The following is a 20,933-nucleotide window of genomic DNA, read 5'->3' as shown; positions in this document are numbered from 1 at the left end:
ATGATTCATGAAACAGCGAAAATTCACCCGGCAGCAGTAATCGAAGGTGATGTAACTATCGGTGCTAACGTGACGGTTGGGCCTTTCACTTACATTGCTGGTACTGTGACTATTGGTGACGACACAGAAATTATGTCGCACGTTGTGATTAAAGGTCACACAACCATTGGTAAAGAAAACCGTATCTTCCCACACGCTGTGATTGGTGAAGAAAATCAAGACAAGAAGTATGGCGGCGAAGCAACAACAGTAGTGATCGGTGATCGCAACGTGATTCGTGAAGCCGTTCAGATCCACCGTGGTACGACTCAAGACAAAGCAACCACAGTGATTGGTGACGACAACTTGTTTTGTGTAAACGCTCACGTAGCGCATGATGTAATCGTTGGAAACCACACTCACATTGGTAACAACGCTATCCTTGGCGGTCACGTGACGGTTGGCGATTACGCTGGTGTAATGGCATTGTCTGCAATTCACCCGTTCTGCTCAATTGGCGCTTATGCGTACATTGGCGGTTGTTCTGCGGTTGTTCAAGATGTACTCCCTTACGTACTTGCTCAAGGTAATCACGCAGCTCCATTTGGTTTGAACCTTGTTGGCTTGAAGCGTAACGGGTTTGAGAAATCAGAGATTCGTGCACTACAGAAAGCGTACAAAGAGTTATACCGTTCAGGTAAAACACTTGAAGAGGCGAAAGCGGCTTTAGTTGAAATGGCAAAAGAGTTTACTTCGGTTACTCCTATGCTAGAAATGCTAGAGAACTCTGAGCGCGGTATTATTCGTTAATACTTGATGTGATTGTGTACCAATCAGCGCAAGTATGACAATAATTACTTATTCAGATTGGTATAACAAAAAGATCGCTACTCATTAGGCGGTCTTTTTTGCTTTAGGCGAGAAGGGAAAACTATGGCACAGCAAGATACACAAACTAACACCTCGAACTTTGTTTCGAATGAACCACTGCGTGTGGGCATCGTTGTTGGGGAGCTTTCTGGTGACACATTGGGTGAAGGTTTTATCAAAGCGATTAAATCGCAATACCCAAATGCAGAATTCGTCGGTATTGGCGGCCCGAAAATGAAAGCCCTTGGTTGTGAGTCTCTTTTCGAAATGGAAGAGCTTGCTGTGATGGGGTTGGTTGAAGTACTTGGACGTTTGCCTCGCTTACTCAAAGTGAAAGCGGAGCTTGTGAAGTATTTCACTCAAAATCCACCTGATGTGTTTGTTGGTATTGATGCGCCTGACTTCAACCTGAGACTTGAGTTAGATCTTAAGAACGCTGGCATTAAAACGGTTCATTACGTTAGTCCTTCAGTTTGGGCTTGGCGTCCAAAACGTATCTTTAAAATCGACAAAGCAACTGACTTAGTTCTGGCTTTCCTGCCATTCGAAAAAGCGTTTTATGATAAATATAACGTTGCCTGTGAATTTGTGGGCCACACGTTGGCGGATGCGATTCCTTTGGAACCGAGTAAACGAGACGCTCGAGAACTTTTGGGCTTAGATCAAGATAAGCCGTGGCTAGCGGTACTGCCGGGTAGTCGTGGTGGTGAAATGAGTTTGATTGCTCAACCATTTATCGAGACCTGCCAGCGTATTAAGCAGAAATACCCTGATATTAATTTTGTTGTTGCACTGGTTAATGAACAGCGTAAGAACCAGTTTATCGAGATCTGGCAAGCGACGGCGCCTGAGTTGGAATTCACGCTAGTGGAAGACACTGCGAGAAACGTGATTACCGCTTCCGACTCAGTTCTATTGGCTTCAGGTACTGTTGCGCTTGAATGTATGTTGCTTAAGCGTCCGATGGTCGTAGGCTACAAGGTCAACAAGCTCACTGGCTATATCGTGAAGAAATTGTCGATCACAGAATTTGTGTCGTTACCGAATATCCTAGCGGGTGAAGAAATCGTAAAAGAGCACATTCTTGAAGAGTGTCACCCAGATTACCTTTTCCCATCGGTCGATAAGATGCTTTCAGCGGACAACGCGCCACTTATTGAACGCTTTACTGAAATGCATCACTGGATCCGTAAAGACGCGGATAAACAGGCGGCTAACGCAGTGTTGAAACTGATTAACCGACCATTTGTTGAGTCATAAAGCGCGTGTTTACAGAACATTAAGAGAAGAATGATGGCAGTAAAAGAGAAAAAAGAGCTTCCTCCGTTTGAGTATCCGCAAGGCTATCAGCTGTTTGCTGGTGTGGATGAAGTAGGTCGTGGACCATTAGTGGGTGATGTCGTGACTGCGGCCGTTATCCTCGATCCTAATAACCCTATCGAAGGCTTAAACGACTCAAAAAAATTGTCAGAGAAGAAACGTCTTGCGCTGCTTCCTGAGATAAAAGAGAAAGCATTGGCATGGTCGGTTGGTCGTTGTTCTCCGCAAGAAATTGATGAACTAAATATTTTACAAGCAACCATGGTAGCGATGCAGCGTGCCATTGCAGGACTGAGCATTCAGCCAGATATGGCTCTGATCGATGGTAACCGTGTTCCAGAATTACCTATGGATGGCTTGGCGATTGTGAAAGGGGACTTGCGAGTTGCTGAAATCAGCGCTGCGTCTATCATCGCTAAAGTGGTTCGTGACCAAGAGATGGAAGAGTTAGATAAACTTCATCCAGAGTTTGGTTTTGCTCAACATAAAGGTTACCCGACCAAGGCACATTTCGAAGCGATTGAAAAACATGGTGTAACTGATCATTACCGCAAAAGCTTTAAACCAGTAAAACGTATTCTTGGCATTGATTAGAGCGCATTGATTAAACTTTATATTGCTCTGGCTTACTATTGATAGTGGCTTCCTATTGATTAGGGGGGGCATCGAATAAAGTTGCCTACTTGCAGTAGAAAAAAATAGAATACATTCAGTTGTAATCCTAGGCTCACGTCTAGAACTCAGGAAAAATAATGTCAGATCCAAAATTTGTTCACCTTCGCGTACACAGTGACTTTTCTATGGTGGATGGCCTGTCAAAGGTACCACCACTCGTTAAGAAAGTTGCTGAGATGGGTATGCCCGCACTAGCACTGACCGACTTTACCAACCTATGTGGTTTGGTTAAGTTCTACGGTACTGCCCACGGGTGCGGGATTAAACCCATTATTGGTGCTGACTTCCTGATGCTGTCTCCTGAGTTTGGCGACGAATTAACTAAACTCACCGTTATTGCAACGAGTAACAAAGGTTACAACAACCTAACGTTATTGATTTCAAAAGCTTACCTTCGCGGCCATGTACAGCATCAACCAGTGATTGATAAAGAGTGGCTGATTGAACATGCCGAAGGCCTGATTCTTTTATCGGGTGCGAAAGAAGGTGAGATTGGTAAGGCGTTGCTAAAAGGCAACCGTGAGTTGGTTGCAAGTAGTGTCGAGTTTTACAAAACACACTTTGCCGACCGATTTTATCTGGAACTGATCCGCACAGGACGTCCGGATGAAGAGTCTTATCTTCACTTTGCGCTGGAACTGGCCGAGCAAGAAGACCTGCCAGTTGTCGCGACCAACGAAGTGGTATTTATTTCTGAAGACTTGTTTGACGCCCATGAAATCCGTGTGGCGATTCACGATGGCTTTACCATGGTCGATCCACGTCGACCGAAAAACTACAGTCCACAACAGTACCTCCGTAGCGAAGAAGAGATGTGTGAGCTGTTCTCGGACATTCCTGAAGCATTGGAAAACAGCGTTGAGATCGCTAAGCGTTGTAATGTGACGGTTCGTTTAGGTGAATACTTCCTGCCTAACTTCCCAACGGAAGGCTTAGCGATTGAAGACTTCTTGATTAAGAAATCAGAAGAAGGTCTTGAGCGTCGATTAGCGTTTCTATTTCCTGACGAGAAAGTACGAGCGGAGCGTAGACCTGAATATGATGAACGACTAAAAATCGAATTAGAAGTTGTTAATAACATGGGGTTCCCCGGTTACTTCTTAATCGTAATGGAGTTCATCCAGTGGTCAAAAGATAATGATGTACCAGTAGGCCCTGGTCGTGGTTCGGGTGCCGGTTCTTTGGTGGCTTACGCATTGGATATCACCGATCTTGACCCACTTGAATACGACTTGCTGTTTGAACGTTTCTTGAACCCAGAGCGTGTATCCATGCCCGATTTCGATATCGATTTCTGTATGGATAAACGTGACCAAGTTATTGACCACGTAGCTGAGATGTACGGTCGTGATGCGGTTTCGCAGATCATCACCTTCGGTACCATGGCGGCGAAAGCGGTAATTCGAGATGTAGGTCGTGTGTTAGGTCACCCATTTGGCTTCGTTGACCGTATTTCTAAGCTGGTTCCGCCTGATCCGGGTATGACGCTAGAGAAAGCATTCCTCGCTGAGCCGGCATTACCTGAACTTTATGATGGTGATGAAGAAGTTCGTGAACTGATTGATAAGTGTCGAATTCTAGAAGGCTGTACGCGAAATGCCGGTAAACACGCGGGTGGTGTTGTAATCTCGCCCACCACTATTACCGACTTTGCACCTATTTATGCCGATGCGGAAGGTAACTTCCCGGTAACGCAATTCGATAAGAATGACGTAGAAACAGCTGGCTTGGTTAAGTTTGACTTCTTGGGTCTACGTACTCTGACGATCATCGACTGGGCACTAGGCTTAGTAAACCCTCGCTTAGCGAAAGAGGGAAAACCTCCGGTTCGTATTGAATCGATTCCTCTGGATGATCAAGCGTCATTTAACCTATTACAAAATTCTGAAACGACGGCGGTATTCCAGCTGGAATCACGCGGTATGAAAGACCTGATCAAGCGTCTACAGCCTGACTGTTTTGAAGATATTATCGCATTGGTGGCCTTGTTTCGTCCGGGCCCACTGCAATCAGGCATGGTAGATAACTTTATCGACCGTAAACACGGACGAGAGGCAGTATCTTACCCTGATGAAACGTGGCAACATGAATCGTTAAAAGAAACACTAGAACCGACTTACGGCATCATCCTATATCAAGAACAGGTAATGCAAATCGCTCAGATCCTTGCGGGTTATACGCTTGGCGGAGCCGATATGCTGCGTCGTGCTATGGGTAAGAAAAAGCCTGAAGAGATGGCAAAACAGCGCGGTACCTTCAAAGAAGGTGCTGAAGCCAATGGTGTTGATGGCGAACTGTCCATGAAGATCTTTGACTTGGTAGAGAAGTTTGCGGGCTACGGCTTTAACAAATCTCACTCGGCTGCATACGCACTGGTTTCTTATCAAACACTGTGGTTGAAAACGCACTACCCTGCGGAATTCATGGCGGCAGTAATGACCGCGGATATGGATAACACCGAGAAGGTTATTGGCCTTGTCGATGAGTGTTTCCGTATGAAGCTCAAGCTTCTTCCACCCGATATTAACTCAGGTTTATACCGCTTTAATGTGGATGAAGATGGCGCGATTGTTTATGGCATCGGTGCGATTAAAGGGGTGGGTGAAGGCCCAATCGAAGCTATTATCGAAGCGCGTAACAAGGGTGGTTACTTTAAAGACTTGTTTGACTTCTGTGCACGACTCGATCTGAAAAAAGTGAACAAGCGTGTTATCGAAAAGTTGATTCTGTCAGGCGCCTTAGATAGATTAGGTCCTCACCGAGCAGCGATGATGGCCTCATTGAAAGATGCGGTTAAGGCGGCAAGCCAACATCACCACGCTGAGTCTTTTGGTCAATCGGATATGTTTGGCGTGTTGACCGATGCTCCGGAAGAGGTGGAGCACAAGTACACCCAAGTTCCGAAGTGGCCTGAAAAGGTTTGGCTTGAAGGTGAACGTGAAACTCTGGGCTTGTATTTAACAGGTCACCCAGTTAACGCTTACATTAAAGAGCTCGCGAAATACACCAGCTGTCGCTTGAAAGATGCCACGCCAACTCGTCGTGACCAGTCTTTAACGATTGCAGGTTTGGTAATTGCTGCTAGGGTAATGACCACGAAGCGCGGAACTCGAATTGGTTTGATGACCCTCGACGACCGATCGGGGCGAATGGAAGTGATGTTGTTCTCGGATGCGCTCGATCGCTACGCTGAATTGCTCGAAAAAGATAAAATAGTGGTCGTTTCTGGACAGGTCAGCTTTGATGATTTCAATGGTGGGCTTAAAATGTCCGCGCGCGAGGTCATGGACTTAGGAAGCGCCCGTGAGAAATATGCTCGTGGGGTGTCGATATCTATCGACCAATCCCAAATTAATGGTCAATTTTTTGAACGCTTTAGTCAAATCTTAGAACCTTATAGAGCCGGAACGGTCCCAGTCAATGTATACTACCAGCGTGCCGACGCTAGAGCGCGGTTAACATTGGGCACAGAATGGCGTGTGACGCCAAGTGATACATTACTAGACGAATTAAAACAGCTGCTTGGAAATAGCCAAGTAGAACTCGAATTTAACTAAAATTTAGCTCCATGATTGTGGAGCTGAATCAACAAGGATTCATAGATGAGCCTGAACTTTCTAGAATTTGAAAAGCCTATCGCTGAACTTGAAGCAAAAATCGAAGCGCTACGTGACGTTTCACGTCACGGTGGTGACACAGCGGTAGATCTAGACAAAGAAATTGAACAACTAGAGAAAAAAAGCTTAGAGCTTAAACAGAAAATCTTTAGTGACTTAGGTGCATGGCAAGTAGCTCAACTTGCTCGTCACCCTCAACGTCCGTACACCAAAGATTACCTGGAGCATGCCTTCACAGAATTTGAAGAGATGGCGGGCGATCGCGCTTTCGCTGACGACAAAGCAATTGTGGGTGGTATGGCTCGTCTAAATGGTCGTCCTGTTATGGTTATCGGTCACCAGAAAGGTCGTGAGACTAAAGAAAAAGTGATTCGTAACTTTGGTATGCCAAAGCCGGAAGGTTACCGTAAGGCACTTCGCCTAATGGAAACGGCTGAGCGTTTCAACATGCCAATCATTACTTTCATCGACACTGCGGGTGCATACCCAGGTGTTGGTGCTGAAGAACGTGGCCAATCTGAAGCTATCGCAAAGAACCTTAAAGTAATGGCTGGTCTATCTGTGCCAGTTATCTGTAACGTTGTTGGTGAAGGCGGTTCTGGTGGTGCACTAGCGATTGGTGTTGGCGACTACGTGAACATGCTTCAGTACTCTACGTACTCAGTAATCTCTCCAGAAGGTTGTGCTTCAATCCTGTGGCGTGATTCAGATAAAGCCCCCCAAGCTGCTGAAGCTATGGGCCTAGTGGCTCCTCGTCTGAAAGAGCTAGAGCTTATCGACGAAATCATTCCTGAGCCTCTAGGTGGCGCGCACCGTGATCCAGTACAAACTGCTCAGAACATGAAAGACATGCTAGTTAAACAGCTAGAAGAGCTAGAGCAGTTTGATAACGAAGCACTTCTTGAGCGCCGTTACCAACGCCTAATGAGCTACGGTTACTGCTGATAAGCGTGCCTTGAAATAAGGCAGCTTAAAGTAACAAGATGATGAAAGGGTTGGACTCAGTGCCAACCCTTTTTTATTATTAAAATATTATCCCTTCAAACCTACTCTCATGGTTCACTCGCTCATGACTCACTTAATCGAAACCTTCACATCGGTACTTCATCAAAGCGCACTCAAGCCTAGTAGATTGATCGTGGCTTTCAGTGGCGGTGTCGATTCTCGAGTCTTGTTAGAGTTAGCGGCGCAGTACGCGCAAATTCATGGCATTGAGTGTTGTTCGGTACATGTTCATCATGGTCTAAGCAACAATGCCGATCACTGGGCGAATCAATGCCAAGCATGGTGTGAAGCCTTGTCGGTTCCGTTAGCTGTAGAGCGAGTCTCACTGGATATCAACAGTGGTGAGAGTGTTGAAAAACTTGCTCGAGATGCTCGATACCAAGCTTTTCAGCAGCATATTAGACAAGGTGACGTGCTTGTTACAGGCCAGCATATTGACGATCAACTTGAGACTTTCTTGTTGGCGTTAAAACGTGGCAGTGGCCCGAAAGGACTCTCTTCAATGGCTCAAGTGATGCCGTTTGGAGAAGCGTTCATTGTGAGACCTATGCTGTCAGTGACTCGAGCGGGTATTGAAGAATTTGCGTGCAATATGGGCTTAACTTGGGTCGAAGATGAGAGTAATCAGGATCTGCGCTTTGACCGAAACTTCATTCGCCATCAGGTCACGCCAACATTAACAGATCGCTGGCCAAGCTTTCGAGAATCGGTCAGTCGCAGTGCCCAGCTTTGCGCAGAGCAAGAGTTACTGCTCGATGAGTTGCTTGAATCACACTTCCAGCAAGCTTTGGGAGATAGCCAGAGCTTAAGCATTGAGGCGTTATTCGAACACTCAGACTTGTTACGAGCACGACTGATAAGAATGTGGCTTAGCCACTGTAAGCAATCGATGCCGAGTCAAAAACAGCTCAAGCTTATTTGGGATGAAGTTGCATGCGCTCAGGCGGACGCTAACCCTAAGTTGGTGTTGAATGATGCCGAAGTTCGACGCTTTAATCATCAGCTCTATTTAGTGAGAGAGACTAAAGACCTATCCGATTGGCAAAGCCATCTTTCAATGGGAGAGAGCCTGACGTTACCCGATGGTTTAGGGAAGCTACACTTAAATTCAGCGCTGAGTGATAGCGTATCTAACAAGCGTGATGTGCAAAATTTTAGTTTGTCGAATACAAGCGAAGCACTACGAGTCATCTTTAACCCTGAGGGACTCTCGGCTCATCCTGTTGGGCGCGGGCATAGTAGAAAACTCAAGAAGCTCTTTCAGGAATACCAAGTACCCAGTTGGTTAAGGCGTAGAACGCCAATATTAATGGATGGCGATCGAGTGATCGCTGTTTTAGGCTTATTCGTAGATAAAAACTATGAAGGTCAAGATTGTGAAGCGCTTTGGAGCAAGTAGAAAAAGTTTGTGTCACAATTCGACGTCACTTTAATAAAAATAATTAATGGAATATGCAATGAAGAAAATTACACTAGGATTAGTTCTTGGATTTGGACTATTGAGTGGTAACGCTCTGGCGGGTGATGTTGCTGCGGGTCAAGCTAAAGCAGCGATCTGTGCGGCGTGTCACGGTGCAGATGGTATCGCGATGATCCCAGGTTACCCAAACCTGAAAGGACAAAACGAGCAGTACATCGTTTCATCCATTAATGCGTACAAAACACAGCAACGTAGCGGTGGTTTGGCTGCTGTAATGCAGGCTCAAGCTTCCATGCTGAGTGATGAAGATATCGCTAATCTAGCCGCTTACTACGCAAGCCTTAAGTAAATCCTTCTCAAAGCGCTGATTAAACAAGATGATAAATTTCGAGCCAGAGCTTTAAAGCTCTGGCTTTTTTCATTGAATGTTTACTATAGCTAACCGATAATGAGCCATTCGCACAGTTTAAGGGATGAACATGAAAAAGATTGAAGCCATTATCAAGCCATTCAAACTTGATGATGTACGTGAAGCACTTGCAGAAGTGGGAATTACGGGTATGACAGTATCTGAAGTTAAAGGCTTTGGACGTCAAAAAGGTCATACTGAGCTATACCGTGGCGCAGAGTACATGGTCGACTTTTTACCTAAAGTGAAATTGGAAATTGTTGTGACTGATGAAGTGGCTGACCAATGTGTTGATACCATTATCGAAACAGCGCAAACAGGTAAAATCGGCGACGGTAAGATCTTCATTACTGACGTTGAACGTGTGGTACGTATTCGTACTGGCGAAGAAGACGAAGACGCCGTATAAAAAAACTATTACCCTAAAAGGAGCGTTTATCGCTCCTTTTTCATTTCTGGTAGGGTGCTATATGTTTAAGAAAACCATCATTGTTATCGCAGTCTTGATAACACTTGCTGTTGCTAGTTTTCATCTTATCTTCGTGATCCCGAATAAACCTAACCTGATCACTTCCTCTCAAAATACCAGTAACGATGTTTATAGCTGCTACCAAAACTCGACACCGAAGGCGATTGATGTGTCTGACGGATTGAGCCTCACCGTGTGGAATATCTACAAGCAAAATAGAAGTAATTGGCAGAGTGAGTTGAATAAACTCTCGGCAGGAAGCGATTTAGTGTTACTGCAAGAAGCGAGTATGACAGAAGGGCTTCGCCAATGGGTAACCAGTGGCCAGTGGGGAAGTACTCGAGTGAATGCGTTCGAAGCCTTTGAGCAAAGTGCTGGTGTACTCAATCTAGCGACGCATTTACCTATTGAAGCTTGTGCTTATACTCATGAAGAGCCTTGGCTTCAACTGCCTAAATCGGCGCTTTGGTCTCGTTATCAATTGAGTAATGGTGAAGAGCTAGCGGTCATTAATATCCACGCGGTGAACTTTACGTTTGGTACTGAAGATTACGAAGCTCAACTCAAGAGTTTAACCGACAACCTACAAAAGTATCGTGGACCAGTCATATTTGCTGGCGACTTTAATAGCTGGAGTGAGGCGCGCTTTTCTGTACTAAAAACTGAACTGGAAAAGGTTGGCTTGAAAGAGGTCGCTTTTGAACCCGATAACCGCACTCAATTTATTACGGGTTTGGTGCTAGACCATGTGTTTTATCGTGGCTTAGAAGTGGAAAAAGCAAAGGCGCCCATCACGGACGCTTCTGATCATAACCCTATGCGAGTGACCTTTAAGGCTAAATAGTAAGAAGCTATTAACTTATGAGTCATTGGAGTTTAGCTATTCACATTGTGGTTATGTTAGTTAATCTAATGGAACAAATAGGCTAGAGAGTTTTCGCTAGCCTTATCTCTTCAACTTAAAATATTAAAATGTAGAGAGCCCAGATTAGGTAATAGCCAACCCATGGTAAGCCTGAAATCACAAGCGCTTGCCCGCGTTCAAACTCAGTCCATGTTAATACTGCGGCATAACCCAGCACGATGTACCATGGCAATAGCAGTGGTAATGAGCTAGCAAACTGCGACCAGTCACTGGTTAGCGGTAACTTGATTAAGCCGTTTAAGCTGTTCAAGTCAGCAGCGTAGTTCATCACATGTCCATGCTTGAGTATTAAGCTTGCGTAGCTCGCCACATCCCCTAAAACAGCTGGGAACATCACAACAGACGAAGCTGCAAACCATCGCCAGTAACTATGCTGATGTTGGCTTGGCTTGGTTGCTAAGTTAAACCAGAAAGCCAACAGAGCGATGGTTAACGTACGACCAAATACATCGCTGATGATTTCACTCGCGAGTAGGGTATTGCTGTCAAGTAACGCCAATTGGTCAGGGTTGGTTTGAGCGAGTTGCTGTGACAGCTCTGCGTTCAACCAAGCGAAATCTACATTCGAAAAATAGGCTCCCCAAAATAAAAATGGACTGAGTATTAATACGACGTAGGGCTGCCATCCCCAAGCACTGCGCTGATAAAGCGCTAAGAAACAAGCTGTTGGTGCTCGGAAAATATCCAACAGCATGACGAGTGGGTTACTTGACGGGTTCATACACTTACCTTAGTTACATCAACATACAGCTTCAGTTTCTGTCCTGGCTGTAGGTATTTTTTGTTCTGCAAAGAGTTCCATTTTACAACATCTGCACTTTTTACTTTGAACTTTGATGCAATACCGCTGACTGTGTCACCCGATCTTACGTTATAAAAGATAGTGCGGATGATGGCACCGTCTGAACCATTCTTCCAAATGACCAGTTCTTGACCAATACGCAGTGTGTCGCGTGGTCCCATGCCATTCCACTTAGCCAGTGATTGGTGAGATACTTTATTTGCGCGTGCAATCGTCCATAGGCTATCACCGCTTCTTACCGTATGGCTAAGCTTATATTGGCCACGACTCTTCGACTGTGTGCTTGCTAGGCGGTTTGAAGCGCTTAGGGCGTACGTTTTGTCGTCTTTGGTTGAGGTTGGGATAAGTAGGTGCTGACCAATACGGATATTGTTGTTGCTCATCCCGTTTGCAGAGCGAATCACTTTGCTGGTGGTGTTGTATTTACTCGCCAGTACGCTGATGCTATCGCCAGATTGCACTTTATAGCGCACCAACTTCATGCCTTTGCCTTTATTGGCCGCCACTTCTTTATTGAACTTCTCAACAGAGCTTAGAGGAAGCAATAATTGCTGATGTTTTTCTGGTGCTGTCGCCCACTGGTTGTAAGCTGGGTTGTAGCCTTGCAGTTCTTTTACCGGAATGCCTGCGTAGCTTGCCGCAATCGCCAGATCAAGTTGTTCATCTGGGTTAACCAGAGTCAATACCGGCTTGTTAGGGATTGCCGGAATGTCGATGCCATACTTTTCTTGGTTGGCAATCACGTCAGCCAGTGCAAGTAGCTTAGGTACGTAGCTGCTGGTCTCTTTTGGTAAATCCAAAGAGAAGAAGTCGATTGGCTTACCTAGCTTCTTGTTCTTGCGGATAGCACTGCTTACACGACCACCGCCACTGTTATAGGCAGCAATGGCATGGTTCCAATCGCCATCGAAACGTCTGTTGAGGTCTGATAAGAAATCCAATGCAGCATCGGTAGAAGCGGCGACATCGCGACGACCGTCGTACCAGAAGTTCTGTTCTAGCCCGTAGTCTTTGCCTGTGCCAGAAATAAATTGCCATAGACCTGCAGCGCTACCATGTGAGTAGGCGAACGCATCGAAAGAACTTTCTACAACCGGCAACAATGCCAATTCTAGTGGTAAGCCTTTTTCTTCAATCTTCGTTGTGATCAGATAAAGGAAAGGTTCAGCACGTTGTGAGACGGTTTTTAGATGACTAGGGTGCTTTAGATACCAAGTTCGGTAGTAATCGACCTTCTTTTGGTCTGGTACTTCCATTTCAAGTTGCATCGCAATACGTTTCCAAACATCTTCTTGCGTTTGTGGACTAACGACAGGCGCTTCAACTTTGGGTTCTTCTTTGGTCGCTTCTGATGAAACGTTCGTTTGAGAAACTTCTTTAGTAGGAGATGTGTTGGTTTGCTCGGAAGCTTGGTCTGGATTCTCTGACTGAGTTAATTGGCAACCAGAAAGTAGTAGTACCAAAGCCCAGCTGTACTTAACTCGCATGTTACAGCCTTTTTAATAAACGGCCGATGATAATACTTGCCACCCCCTATGAGTGACAAGTCTGGATTTGTTAAAATTCGTTCTTCCACGTACGTAAAGCAGTGAACACCGACAGAGGATCGGTGTTTTCGGTGCGGTTAGAGACTGATTTGATTACACTTGGCTCGGTGTAACGTAAGAAAGGGTTAACGAACTTCTCTTGTCTCAAGTTTGTGGGGATGGTCGACTTATTTTGCGCGCGCAGTCGGTTCACTTGGTCACGATATTGCTGCAAATGTTGGTTATCAGGCTCAACAGCCAGTGCGAAAGCGATATTCGCGGCTGTGTATTCGTGTGCACAATAGACTTCGGTTTCTTGAGGCAGCGCCGTGATCTTGTTCAACGCATCAAACATCTGTTGTGGTGTACCTTCCATGATTCGACCGCAGCCCGCTGAAAACAACACATCACCACAAAATAGCTTGGCATCACCCACATAGCCAATGTGTCCTGCAGTATGGCCACTAAGCCCTAATACTAGAAACACTTCCCCAAACAGTTCCAACTGGTCACCGTCATCGACTGGGTGAGTCAGGGTTGGAATTGGCTCATTTCTAGGGCCAACGACGTCTACGCTTGGGAATTGTCTGACTAATTCTGGAACGCCACCAATGTGATCATGGTGGTGGTGTGTAATCAAGATTGCATCTAAAGTTAGCTCATGGTCTGCTAAGTACTCTAATACTGGAGCAGCATCACCAGGGTCGACGACAGCACAACGGCGATCGCTATTTTCAATCAGCCAGATGTAATTGTCGTTAAATGCAGGTATGCTTTTGATATGTAACATTATTGGTTCTCCAGTCACTTTTAGTGAGACAGAATAAGTGAGACAGATTATTGATGAAGCCAGCACGTAGCAGAAAAAAGTTTGAGTGTCCTTACACTTGGGCACAGTTGCACAATGGGGACTGGTTGAGAGAATCTATTCAAACTCGACTCGATGAGTGGTGCCCAAAGCTATTTGGTTACCATATGCTCAAGCTCGGCGGCCTCAGTAGTGAGATTTCTAGCTGCACATGCAACATTCAACATCAAGTAAACCTAGATATCCAGAACCCATTACATAATGTGATAGCGGATGGCTATAATTTACCCTTTTTAGAGAAAAGCTTTGATGTTGTGGTGCTCAGTCATCAATTAGATTATAGCAACGACCCTCACCGATTATTGAGAGAGGTCGATCGAGTGATGATGGACGATGGTTATATCATCATTACTGGCTTCAATCCGTTTAGTATTACCGGACTCGCAAGTTTACTGCCTTGGCGAAAGAACAGCTTACCTTGGAGTGGACGTATGTATACACCAAACCGAATTAAAGACTGGTTAGGTGTATTGAACTATGAAGTGATTCATTGCGATACCTATGCGCTGTTTCCGATGAGTAAATATCAGGCGATGTGGACGTGGTTAGAGAACAGCTTAGGCAGCTGTGCTTCTTTTGCGGGAAGCCAATACTTTATTGTTGCTCGCAAGCGAACTTATCCGCTCAAACCGATTAAGCCTCATTGGCACCTAAAACGCCGTTTTTCTCCAGTTGGAGCAAGCTTTAGAACCAATAGCCGTCGCACGCAGCATTCAAACAAGGCTTCATATCCGCTAAAAACAGAAAAAGCCGACTAGTAGTCGGCTTTTCATCTATTAGTTAGTTTAAGGCATTATCAATTAGCTTAAGAAGTTATCAATCAGTTTAAAACATTATAAATCTGGTTCGAATATCACATCGAATTGAACCCATATAATTAGCTAGGTTGATAGCCTGTATCTTCTTGAGTTGGATTTTCAGCCGCGGTTCGCGCTAGGTCATCACACATTTCGTTCTCTCTGTGACCTGCGTGTCCTTTTACCCAACGCCAATCAACGCTATGACGCGCGGTCTCTTTATCTAGCCTTTGCCAAAGGTCGGCGTTTTTAACTGGCTTCTTATCAGCTGTTTTCCAATCACGCTTTTTCCAGTTATGGATCCACTGGGTGATGCCTTGACGTACGTATTGGCTGTCTGTTGTTAGAATCACAGAGCATGGTTCTTTGAGTGCTTGAAGTGCAATGACTGCGGCGAGCATTTCCATTCGATTGTTGGTCGTAAGTGTGAAGCCTTCTGCTAGTGTCTTTTCGACTTTTTTATAGCGAAGCACGATGCCATAGCCACCAGGGCCTGGATTGCCTAAACAAGAACCATCAGTGAAAATTTCAACTTGTTTCGTCATGATTTGATACTATTACCTCAAGCACATTATCGGCATAGTCTGACACAGATATCCTTATGAATACCAGTAGCACTCTAGAACAAAGCGTTGACGCAGCAGCGAACTCCAAATCAGAAAATGGGGCGAACGCAGAAAACAAGCGCATCATTGTACTCGATACCGAAACAACCGGTATGAATACGGAAGGTGGCCCTCATTACATGGGCCATCGCATCGTAGAGATCGGTGCCGTCGAGATCATCAACCGTAGATTGACCGGGCGTCATTTTCACGTCTACATCAAGCCCGATCGTGCCATTCAAGAAGAGGCGATTGGCGTTCACGGTATTACTGATGAGTTCTTGGTCGATAAGCCTGAGTATCAAGATATACACAAAGAGTTTCTCGACTTTATCAAAGGTGCGGAGCTGGTGGCTCACAATGCGCCCTTCGATACGGGCTTTATGGATTATGAGTTTGAGAAGCTTAACCCTGCGATTGGTAAAACGGATGACTACTGTAAAGTTACCGATACCTTGGCAATGGCGAAAAAGATATTCCCAGGTAAAAGAAACAACCTAGATATCTTGTGTGACCGTTATGGTATTGATAACTCACACCGTACTCTCCACGGCGCTTTACTCGATGCGGAGATTCTAGCTGACGTCTATTTATTGATGACAGGTGGACAAACTTCGCTGCAATTTAACGCTGGCCAGCAAGATGGCGGTGCAGAAAGTATCCGAAGAGTAGAAAGTGGTAGAAAATCCCTAAAGGTTTTACGAGCTACGGCCGATGAAGTAGAAGCGCATCAAAGTCGTTTAGACCTCGTCGAGAAAAGCGGAAGCTGCCTCTGGCGTCAGTAGGGAGAAAGTATGTTAAGGGTATTGGCTACCGGTTACTTATTGCTGTTAAGCTTTAGCTTGCATGCGGCAACGGAATCCGTAATGAGTTTATTGGACAACCGCTTTCGCGTTGATCCCAGTATTGAACAAGTCACCTTTGTGATTTATCGAGCCGATAACTCTAAACCTGTCGTTTTAGTTCGCCCTGACGGCAAGAAATACTACGCTTGGCGCAATGCCGATAATGTCCGTTGGTACGAAGAGTCGTCAATGGACATCATATCTATCGACAAACCGATGCCAGGCCCTTGGCAAGCGGTTGGTAAGGTCTCACCTAAGAACAACATCAAGCTATTGTCTCATCTAGTTTTAGATGCCAATGACTTCCCGGACAAACTGTATCAAACCGAACACATTAAGTTTACTGCTCGTTTGACCTCAGACGGCAAGCCTCTTGTGTTGCGTGATTTTTTAGATCGCGTAAAGCTTAAGGTTACTTTTACTAAGTTCGTTGAAAATGAAGAATCTTTGGTGAGAGAGGCGCGTCCCATTCCGGTTGTGATGGGCGAGTTTGCCGACGATGGCAGTGGTCTTGATGAACAAGCCGGAGATGGCGTTTTTACGGTGTCGTTACCGATTGATATTGAGCCGGGTAAATACCGTGCGCGTATTACTTCTGGTAATGGTGTGTTCCTTCGAGCGCAAGAGCAAGAGGTTTTGGTCTACCCAACACCGCTCACCACGACGTTTATTCAATCTCGTAAAGAAGGGCTGCCTCATACTATTGTCGTATCAGGTGAACCGGGCATGATAGCCCCAAGCTCATTAGCCGTTCATGTTGAGCATAAAGCCCCTGATGAGTATGTAACGTATAAGCAAGGCCAAGCTGAAGTCGATGCGATGAAAGTGCCTCTAGAGGTGCCTTACAATGGTGATTTGGGGATTTATAGTTGGTCAGGCATGGTTTACGCCACCGATGCTTCAAGTCAACGTCCCCTGATCTTTCCAATTACAGAGCAATCATACAGTGTTGTTGAAGATATTGACTTGGCGGAGTCAAGACGCCTTCAAGAAGAAGCGCTAGCCGAGCAAAAACGTATTGCGACAGAGTTGATGATTCTTCAGAAACGTGAAGATGACCGACAACGCAGTATGATCATCATCGCCATCGGTAATGTTGTCGCGATTTTATTGGGTTTGTTGATCTGGTTTGTGATTCGTAAAGTGACGGCAAAGAAACAAGCTCAGCCTGAGATGCAGCTAAGAGCTCCTAAATAAAACAGGAGTAGTCACTGACAAGGTTATTCAGCGTTCGCTTTAGATCATCGATGTAAGATTGCGACTACTTGATTGTGATATAAAAAAACGGGACTCTATGAGTCCCGTTTTTGCTTCTGGTCTCTCTCGTGTATCTGGTTTCGTAACTGAGTTGCTTAATTACATACCGATACAACTGATACTTTGGCTAGGCCACGTTATCAATCGATTGACCAGGGTATTGTGACTTTGCTGCGAGTTCCTCTGGTGCGAAGTCGTCAACGTTAATCGTGTACAGTCGATGTTCTTCTGCGCTAACAAGCAACGCGGCTTCTTGCTCATTTAATATACCTTTCTCAAGACCTAATTGAGCAACAAGATCGAGTCTTAAGAAAGCGCGTTTTTGATGTGTCTCTTTACAAACTTTATCGAATAGAGGCTCAGCTTGCAGAATCACTTCTAGTGCTTTCTCGATCTTACCAACAGGGTTGTATTCCGTTGCTTCCAAGTATTGACCGCGGCCAATACGTGAACGAGTTTCACTTGGTGTCTGCAATATGTTCGCTACTTGGCTGTCCAGTTTGTCATTAGGTGCACGGCGAATACGACCAAATGGCATCAGTACAACACGAAGTAGACGTCCAATTACCGGGTTAGGGAAGTTCGCTAGGAACTCATCAATCGCGACTTCAGTTTGACGTAAGCTATCTTGCATTCCCCAATGTACTAGCGGTAGATCCTCAGCGTGGCTGCCTTCACTTTCAAAACGCTTAAGTGTTGCAGACCCTAAGTACAGTTGACTTAAGATGTCGCCCAGTCTTGCAGATAGACGCTCTCTACGTTTCAAAGAACCACCGAGTACTGCCATTGAAATATCAGACAGTAGCGCTAGGTTAGCGCTGTAGCGGTTCAATTTTTGGTAGTAGCGCTGTGTTTGTTTGTCAGTTTTATTGGCTGGTGTTGGCGTATCAGAACCACGACCATCGGTTAAACCAAACCACAAACTGCGAACAAGGTTACTGAGCGTAAAGCTAACGTGTCCAGCTAACGCTGAATCAAACTTATCAAGTGCATCGCTGCTTTCAGAATAAGCCGCTTCCATTTCGCTTAGAACATAAGGGTGACAACGAATCGCACCTTGACCGTAGATGATCATTGAACGAGTCAGGATGTTTGCCCCTTCAACGGTAATCGCGATTGGCGAACCTTGGTAGCCACGCGCTAAGAAGTTTGATGGACCCAAGCAAATGCCTTTACCACCGACGATATCCATCGCGTCGATGATGCAGCGTTGGCCACGGTGAGTACAGTGGTACTTAACGATGGCAGAGATAACTGAAGGCTTTTCGCCAAGGTCGATACCTGCAACGGTCAGGTTACTCGCAGCATCCATCACGTAGGCATTGCCCGCTAGGCGTGCTAGTGGCTCTTCAACCCCTTCCATGCGACCGATTGGTTGTTTGAATTGACGACGAATGCGAGCGTACGCACCTGTTGCTAATGCCGCAGACTTGATACCACCTGTTGAGTTTGAAGGCAGTGTGATACCACGACCAACCGACAAACATTCAACCAGCATGCGCCAGCCTTGGCCTGCCATTTTCTGGCCACCAATGATGAAATCGATCGGTACGAAGATGTCGTCGCCTTGAGTTGGACCGTTTTGGAATGGGACATTGAGCGGAAAATGGCGATTTCCAATCTCTACGCCTTTTAAATCAGTTGGGATAAGCGCACAGGTGATACCAAGATCTTTTTGATCACCAAGCAGGCCATCCGGGTCACGCAGTTTAAAGGCCAAGCCCAAAACAGTTGCGACAGGCGCCAGGGTGATGTAACGCTTGTTCCAAGTTAGGCGCATGCCCAATACTTCTTCACCTTCCCATTCGCCCTTACATACCACACCGTAATCTGGGATAGAGCCGGCGTCTGAGCCTGCTTCTGGACTGGTCAGTGCGAAACAAGGGATCTCTTTACCTTCAGCTAAGCGCGGCAGGTAATGGTTTCTTTGTTCTTCTGTACCGTAGTGTTGCAATAGCTCACCAGGGCCAAGCGAGTTAGGTACGCCAACCGTCGATGATAATACGCTCGAAACGCCAGTTAGCTTCTGTAGAACCAAAGACTGAGCGTAAGCTGAGAATTCTAAACCGCCGTATTTCTTCTTGATGATCATGGCAAAGAATTTGTGGTCTTTTAGGAATTGCCATACTTCTGGTGGTAGATCCGCTAACTCATGCGTCACTTGGTAATCGTTCACCATTTCACAAACCTGATTTACAGGTCCGTCTAAAAAGGCTTGTTCAGCTTCAGAGAGCTTAGGGTCAGCAATGTCCTGAAGTTTCTTCCATTCAGGCTTGCCTTTGAACAGCTCAGCCTCCCACCATACGGTACCCGCTTCCAATGCTTCTTTTTCTGTCTGAGACATTGCAGGGAGAACTTTCTTAAACAAAGAAAGCGCTTTTTGGCTGATGATGGTTTGACGAATTGCAGGTACAGCAAGCATTGCAACGGCCAAGAGGTAACAAAGCCAGCCAGTGACAGCTACACCGCCAAACAATGTTAGTACAACCATTGAACCGGTTAATACGATTAAAGCACGTACCAGACTAACTCTATGGTAAAGGCAGGCACCAAAGATGGTTGTCATGGCAAGTAGGGAGAGCAATATGTTCATGATCGATTTCCTTTTCAGAGATCACTTATCGTTATGATTTTAGGTAAGAGGTCTAACCAGTTAAGTGTAAACAAAATATTAAATATTTGTAAAACTCTAAATTGGGTAAAAAGTGATCTTAATAGAGTTAAAATTCTAATTGTGAGAGGTTGGTGGTGAATAATTGGACTGTTCTACATTGAGATATTAATTAAGGTGGCAATCTTTTAGCTTAAGTATCGACACTATTTCATGTTTGTGGGTAAACTCAGTGATAAAGAGGGAAAAACCCTCAGCTCTCATTTCACGCACTTCAAGTTGCGTCAAAAAATATAAGAGATAAGCCTTATGTACCAAGACCTAATCAAAAGTGAATTGAACGAAGCTGCTGACGTTCTTAACAAGTTTTTGAGCGATGACCACAATATCGCTCAAATTGAAGCCGCTGCAAAATTGATTGCTGACTCATTTAAACAAGAAGGCAAAGTGCTTTCTTGTGGTAACGGTGGTTCACACTGTGATGCGATGCATTTTGCGGAAGAGCTAACTGGCCGTTACCGTGAAAATCGCCCAGGATACGCTGGTATTGCGATTTCAGATCCTAGCCACTTATCTTGTGTAAGTAATGATTTTGGTTACGACCATGTCTTTTCTCGTTATGTAGAAGCGGTAGGCCGTAAAGGTGACGTGTTGTTTGGTTTGTCGACTTCAGGCAACTCTGCCAACATTTTAAAAGCGATTGAAGCAGCTCAAGCTAAAGGCATGAAAACCATCGCGTTAACCGGCAAAGATGGCGGTAAAATGGCAGGTTGTGCTGATATCGAAATCCGAGTTCCGCATTTTGGTTACGCTGACCGCATCCAAGAGATTCACATTAAGATCATTCACATTGTGATTCAGCTTGTCGAAAAAGAAATGGAATAATAGTTTTACAGACATTTGGAGCCCAGCTTAGGCTCCATTAGTTTTAAA

General features: G+C 45.3%; 18 protein-coding genes. 13 read left to right on the top strand and 5 right to left on the bottom strand.

The window, feature by feature from the left end; genetic code table 11:
* The 9 genes from lpxA to IHV80_RS12205 all read left to right on the top strand — a co-directional run bounded on the left by lpxA (position 1) and on the right by IHV80_RS12205 (position 10,608).
* Positions 1-789 carry an acyl-ACP--UDP-N-acetylglucosamine O-acyltransferase gene (gene lpxA / locus IHV80_RS12245; RefSeq protein WP_192889226.1) on the top strand — a complete coding sequence of 263 codons (789 nt, stop codon included), beginning with the start codon at positions 1-3 and terminating at the stop codon, positions 787-789.
* Positions 790-912: 123 nt separating this feature from the next.
* A complete protein-coding gene (gene lpxB, locus IHV80_RS12240; protein ID WP_192889225.1) occupies positions 913-2,109 on the top strand; it encodes a lipid-A-disaccharide synthase in 1,197 nt (398 codons plus the stop codon).
* Positions 2,110-2,142: 33 nt separating this feature from the next.
* Positions 2,143-2,763, top strand: coding sequence for a ribonuclease HII (gene rnhB, locus IHV80_RS12235; RefSeq protein ID WP_192890768.1), 621 nt, complete (start codon positions 2,143-2,145; stop codon positions 2,761-2,763).
* A gap of 158 nt (positions 2,764-2,921) precedes the next feature.
* Positions 2,922-6,401: a DNA polymerase III subunit alpha gene (gene dnaE / locus IHV80_RS12230; protein WP_192889224.1), complete on the top strand. Its 3,480-nt coding sequence runs from the start codon at positions 2,922-2,924 to the stop codon at positions 6,399-6,401.
* A 45-nt stretch (positions 6,402-6,446) separates the two neighbouring features.
* Positions 6,447-7,406: an acetyl-CoA carboxylase carboxyl transferase subunit alpha gene (accA, locus tag IHV80_RS12225; RefSeq protein ID WP_192889223.1), complete on the top strand. Its 960-nt coding sequence runs from the start codon at positions 6,447-6,449 to the stop codon at positions 7,404-7,406.
* A gap of 124 nt (positions 7,407-7,530) precedes the next feature.
* Complete coding sequence (gene tilS / locus IHV80_RS12220; protein WP_192889222.1) at positions 7,531-8,865, top strand: tRNA lysidine(34) synthetase TilS; 1,335 nt, start codon at positions 7,531-7,533, stop codon at positions 8,863-8,865.
* Between the two features lie 58 nt (positions 8,866-8,923).
* Entirely contained in the window at positions 8,924-9,235 is a 312-nt protein-coding gene (locus tag IHV80_RS12215) for a c-type cytochrome (protein ID WP_192889221.1), read from the top strand.
* A 130-nt stretch (positions 9,236-9,365) separates the two neighbouring features.
* On the top strand, positions 9,366-9,704 hold the full coding sequence (gene glnB / locus IHV80_RS12210) for a nitrogen regulatory protein P-II (RefSeq protein ID WP_004738609.1): 339 nt from the start codon (positions 9,366-9,368) through the stop codon (positions 9,702-9,704).
* Between the two features lie 61 nt (positions 9,705-9,765).
* The gene (locus IHV80_RS12205; RefSeq protein WP_192889220.1) at positions 9,766-10,608 is read left to right on the top strand and encodes an endonuclease/exonuclease/phosphatase family protein; all 843 of its coding nucleotides are present in this window, start codon (positions 9,766-9,768) and stop codon (positions 10,606-10,608) included.
* A gap of 115 nt (positions 10,609-10,723) precedes the next feature.
* On the opposite strand, the gene IHV80_RS12200 is transcribed toward IHV80_RS12205, so the two are convergent.
* The 3 genes from IHV80_RS12200 to gloB all read right to left on the bottom strand — a co-directional run bounded on the left by IHV80_RS12200 (position 10,724) and on the right by gloB (position 13,807).
* On the bottom strand, positions 10,724-11,410 hold the full coding sequence (locus tag IHV80_RS12200; RefSeq protein ID WP_192889219.1) for a YIP1 family protein: 687 nt from the start codon (positions 11,408-11,410) through the stop codon (positions 10,724-10,726).
* Positions 11,407-12,978 carry a LysM peptidoglycan-binding domain-containing protein gene (locus tag IHV80_RS12195; protein WP_192889218.1) on the bottom strand — a complete coding sequence of 524 codons (1,572 nt, stop codon included), beginning with the start codon at positions 12,976-12,978 and terminating at the stop codon, positions 11,407-11,409. The genes IHV80_RS12200 and IHV80_RS12195 overlap by 4 nt, the downstream gene beginning before the upstream one ends.
* A gap of 70 nt (positions 12,979-13,048) precedes the next feature.
* On the bottom strand, positions 13,049-13,807 hold the full coding sequence (gene gloB / locus IHV80_RS12190) for a hydroxyacylglutathione hydrolase (protein WP_192889217.1): 759 nt from the start codon (positions 13,805-13,807) through the stop codon (positions 13,049-13,051).
* Between the two features lie 53 nt (positions 13,808-13,860).
* On the opposite strand from gloB, the gene IHV80_RS12185 reads away from it, so the two are divergent.
* Entirely contained in the window at positions 13,861-14,643 is a 783-nt protein-coding gene (locus IHV80_RS12185; protein WP_192889216.1) for a class I SAM-dependent methyltransferase, read from the top strand.
* 119 nt (positions 14,644-14,762) lie between these two features.
* On the opposite strand, the gene rnhA is transcribed toward IHV80_RS12185, so the two are convergent.
* Positions 14,763-15,227, bottom strand: coding sequence for a ribonuclease HI (gene rnhA, locus IHV80_RS12180; protein ID WP_017107203.1), 465 nt, complete (start codon positions 15,225-15,227; stop codon positions 14,763-14,765).
* A 56-nt stretch (positions 15,228-15,283) separates the two neighbouring features.
* Between rnhA and dnaQ the strand changes: the two genes are divergently transcribed.
* Positions 15,284-16,072 (top strand): DNA polymerase III subunit epsilon, encoded by a 789-nt coding sequence (gene dnaQ / locus IHV80_RS12175; RefSeq protein ID WP_192889215.1) that lies wholly within the window; start codon positions 15,284-15,286, stop codon positions 16,070-16,072.
* 9 nt (positions 16,073-16,081) lie between these two features.
* Positions 16,082-17,329 carry a TIGR03503 family protein gene (locus tag IHV80_RS12170; protein ID WP_192889214.1) on the top strand — a complete coding sequence of 416 codons (1,248 nt, stop codon included), beginning with the start codon at positions 16,082-16,084 and terminating at the stop codon, positions 17,327-17,329.
* 187 nt (positions 17,330-17,516) lie between these two features.
* Here IHV80_RS12170 and fadE read toward each other — a convergent pair whose 3' ends face one another.
* Positions 17,517-19,982: an acyl-CoA dehydrogenase FadE gene (gene fadE, locus IHV80_RS12165; RefSeq protein WP_192889213.1), complete on the bottom strand. Its 2,466-nt coding sequence runs from the start codon at positions 19,980-19,982 to the stop codon at positions 17,517-17,519.
* A gap of 327 nt (positions 19,983-20,309) precedes the next feature.
* On the opposite strand from fadE, the gene lpcA reads away from it, so the two are divergent.
* Complete coding sequence (lpcA, locus tag IHV80_RS12160; protein ID WP_017063379.1) at positions 20,310-20,885, top strand: D-sedoheptulose 7-phosphate isomerase; 576 nt, start codon at positions 20,310-20,312, stop codon at positions 20,883-20,885.
* The last annotated feature ends 48 nt before the right edge of the window (positions 20,886-20,933 follow it).

The sequence above is a fragment of the Vibrio bathopelagicus genome (assembly GCF_014879975.1).
GTDB classification, from domain to species: Bacteria; Pseudomonadota; Gammaproteobacteria; order Enterobacterales; family Vibrionaceae; genus Vibrio; species Vibrio bathopelagicus.
Note: the sequence above shows the minus strand (reverse complement) of the source record. Positions and strands in the feature narration are given on the sequence as shown.

What these genes read in the sequence shown, in the direction of transcription:
- lpxA (WP_192889226.1), top strand. Translation starts at nt 1, where the DNA reads ATGATTCATGAAACAGCGAAAATTCACCCGGCAGCAGTAATCGAAGGT.
- lpxB (WP_192889225.1), top strand. Translation starts at nt 913, where the DNA reads ATGGCACAGCAAGATACACAAACTAACACCTCGAACTTTGTTTCGAAT.
- rnhB (WP_192890768.1), top strand. Translation starts at nt 2,143, where the DNA reads ATGGCAGTAAAAGAGAAAAAAGAGCTTCCTCCGTTTGAGTATCCGCAA.
- dnaE (WP_192889224.1), top strand. Translation starts at nt 2,922, where the DNA reads ATGTCAGATCCAAAATTTGTTCACCTTCGCGTACACAGTGACTTTTCT.
- accA (WP_192889223.1), top strand. Translation starts at nt 6,447, where the DNA reads ATGAGCCTGAACTTTCTAGAATTTGAAAAGCCTATCGCTGAACTTGAA.
- tilS (WP_192889222.1), top strand. Translation starts at nt 7,531, where the DNA reads ATGACTCACTTAATCGAAACCTTCACATCGGTACTTCATCAAAGCGCA.
- IHV80_RS12215 (WP_192889221.1), top strand. Translation starts at nt 8,924, where the DNA reads ATGAAGAAAATTACACTAGGATTAGTTCTTGGATTTGGACTATTGAGT.
- glnB (WP_004738609.1), top strand. Translation starts at nt 9,366, where the DNA reads ATGAAAAAGATTGAAGCCATTATCAAGCCATTCAAACTTGATGATGTA.
- IHV80_RS12205 (WP_192889220.1), top strand. Translation starts at nt 9,766, where the DNA reads ATGTTTAAGAAAACCATCATTGTTATCGCAGTCTTGATAACACTTGCT.
- IHV80_RS12200 (WP_192889219.1), bottom strand. Translation starts at nt 11,410, where the DNA reads ATGAACCCGTCAAGTAACCCACTCGTCATGCTGTTGGATATTTTCCGA.
- IHV80_RS12195 (WP_192889218.1), bottom strand. Translation starts at nt 12,978, where the DNA reads ATGCGAGTTAAGTACAGCTGGGCTTTGGTACTACTACTTTCTGGTTGC.
- gloB (WP_192889217.1), bottom strand. Translation starts at nt 13,807, where the DNA reads ATGTTACATATCAAAAGCATACCTGCATTTAACGACAATTACATCTGG.
- IHV80_RS12185 (WP_192889216.1), top strand. Translation starts at nt 13,861, where the DNA reads ATGAAGCCAGCACGTAGCAGAAAAAAGTTTGAGTGTCCTTACACTTGG.
- rnhA (WP_017107203.1), bottom strand. Translation starts at nt 15,227, where the DNA reads ATGACGAAACAAGTTGAAATTTTCACTGATGGTTCTTGTTTAGGCAAT.
- dnaQ (WP_192889215.1), top strand. Translation starts at nt 15,284, where the DNA reads ATGAATACCAGTAGCACTCTAGAACAAAGCGTTGACGCAGCAGCGAAC.
- IHV80_RS12170 (WP_192889214.1), top strand. Translation starts at nt 16,082, where the DNA reads ATGTTAAGGGTATTGGCTACCGGTTACTTATTGCTGTTAAGCTTTAGC.
- fadE (WP_192889213.1), bottom strand. Translation starts at nt 19,982, where the DNA reads ATGAACATATTGCTCTCCCTACTTGCCATGACAACCATCTTTGGTGCC.
- lpcA (WP_017063379.1), top strand. Translation starts at nt 20,310, where the DNA reads ATGTACCAAGACCTAATCAAAAGTGAATTGAACGAAGCTGCTGACGTT.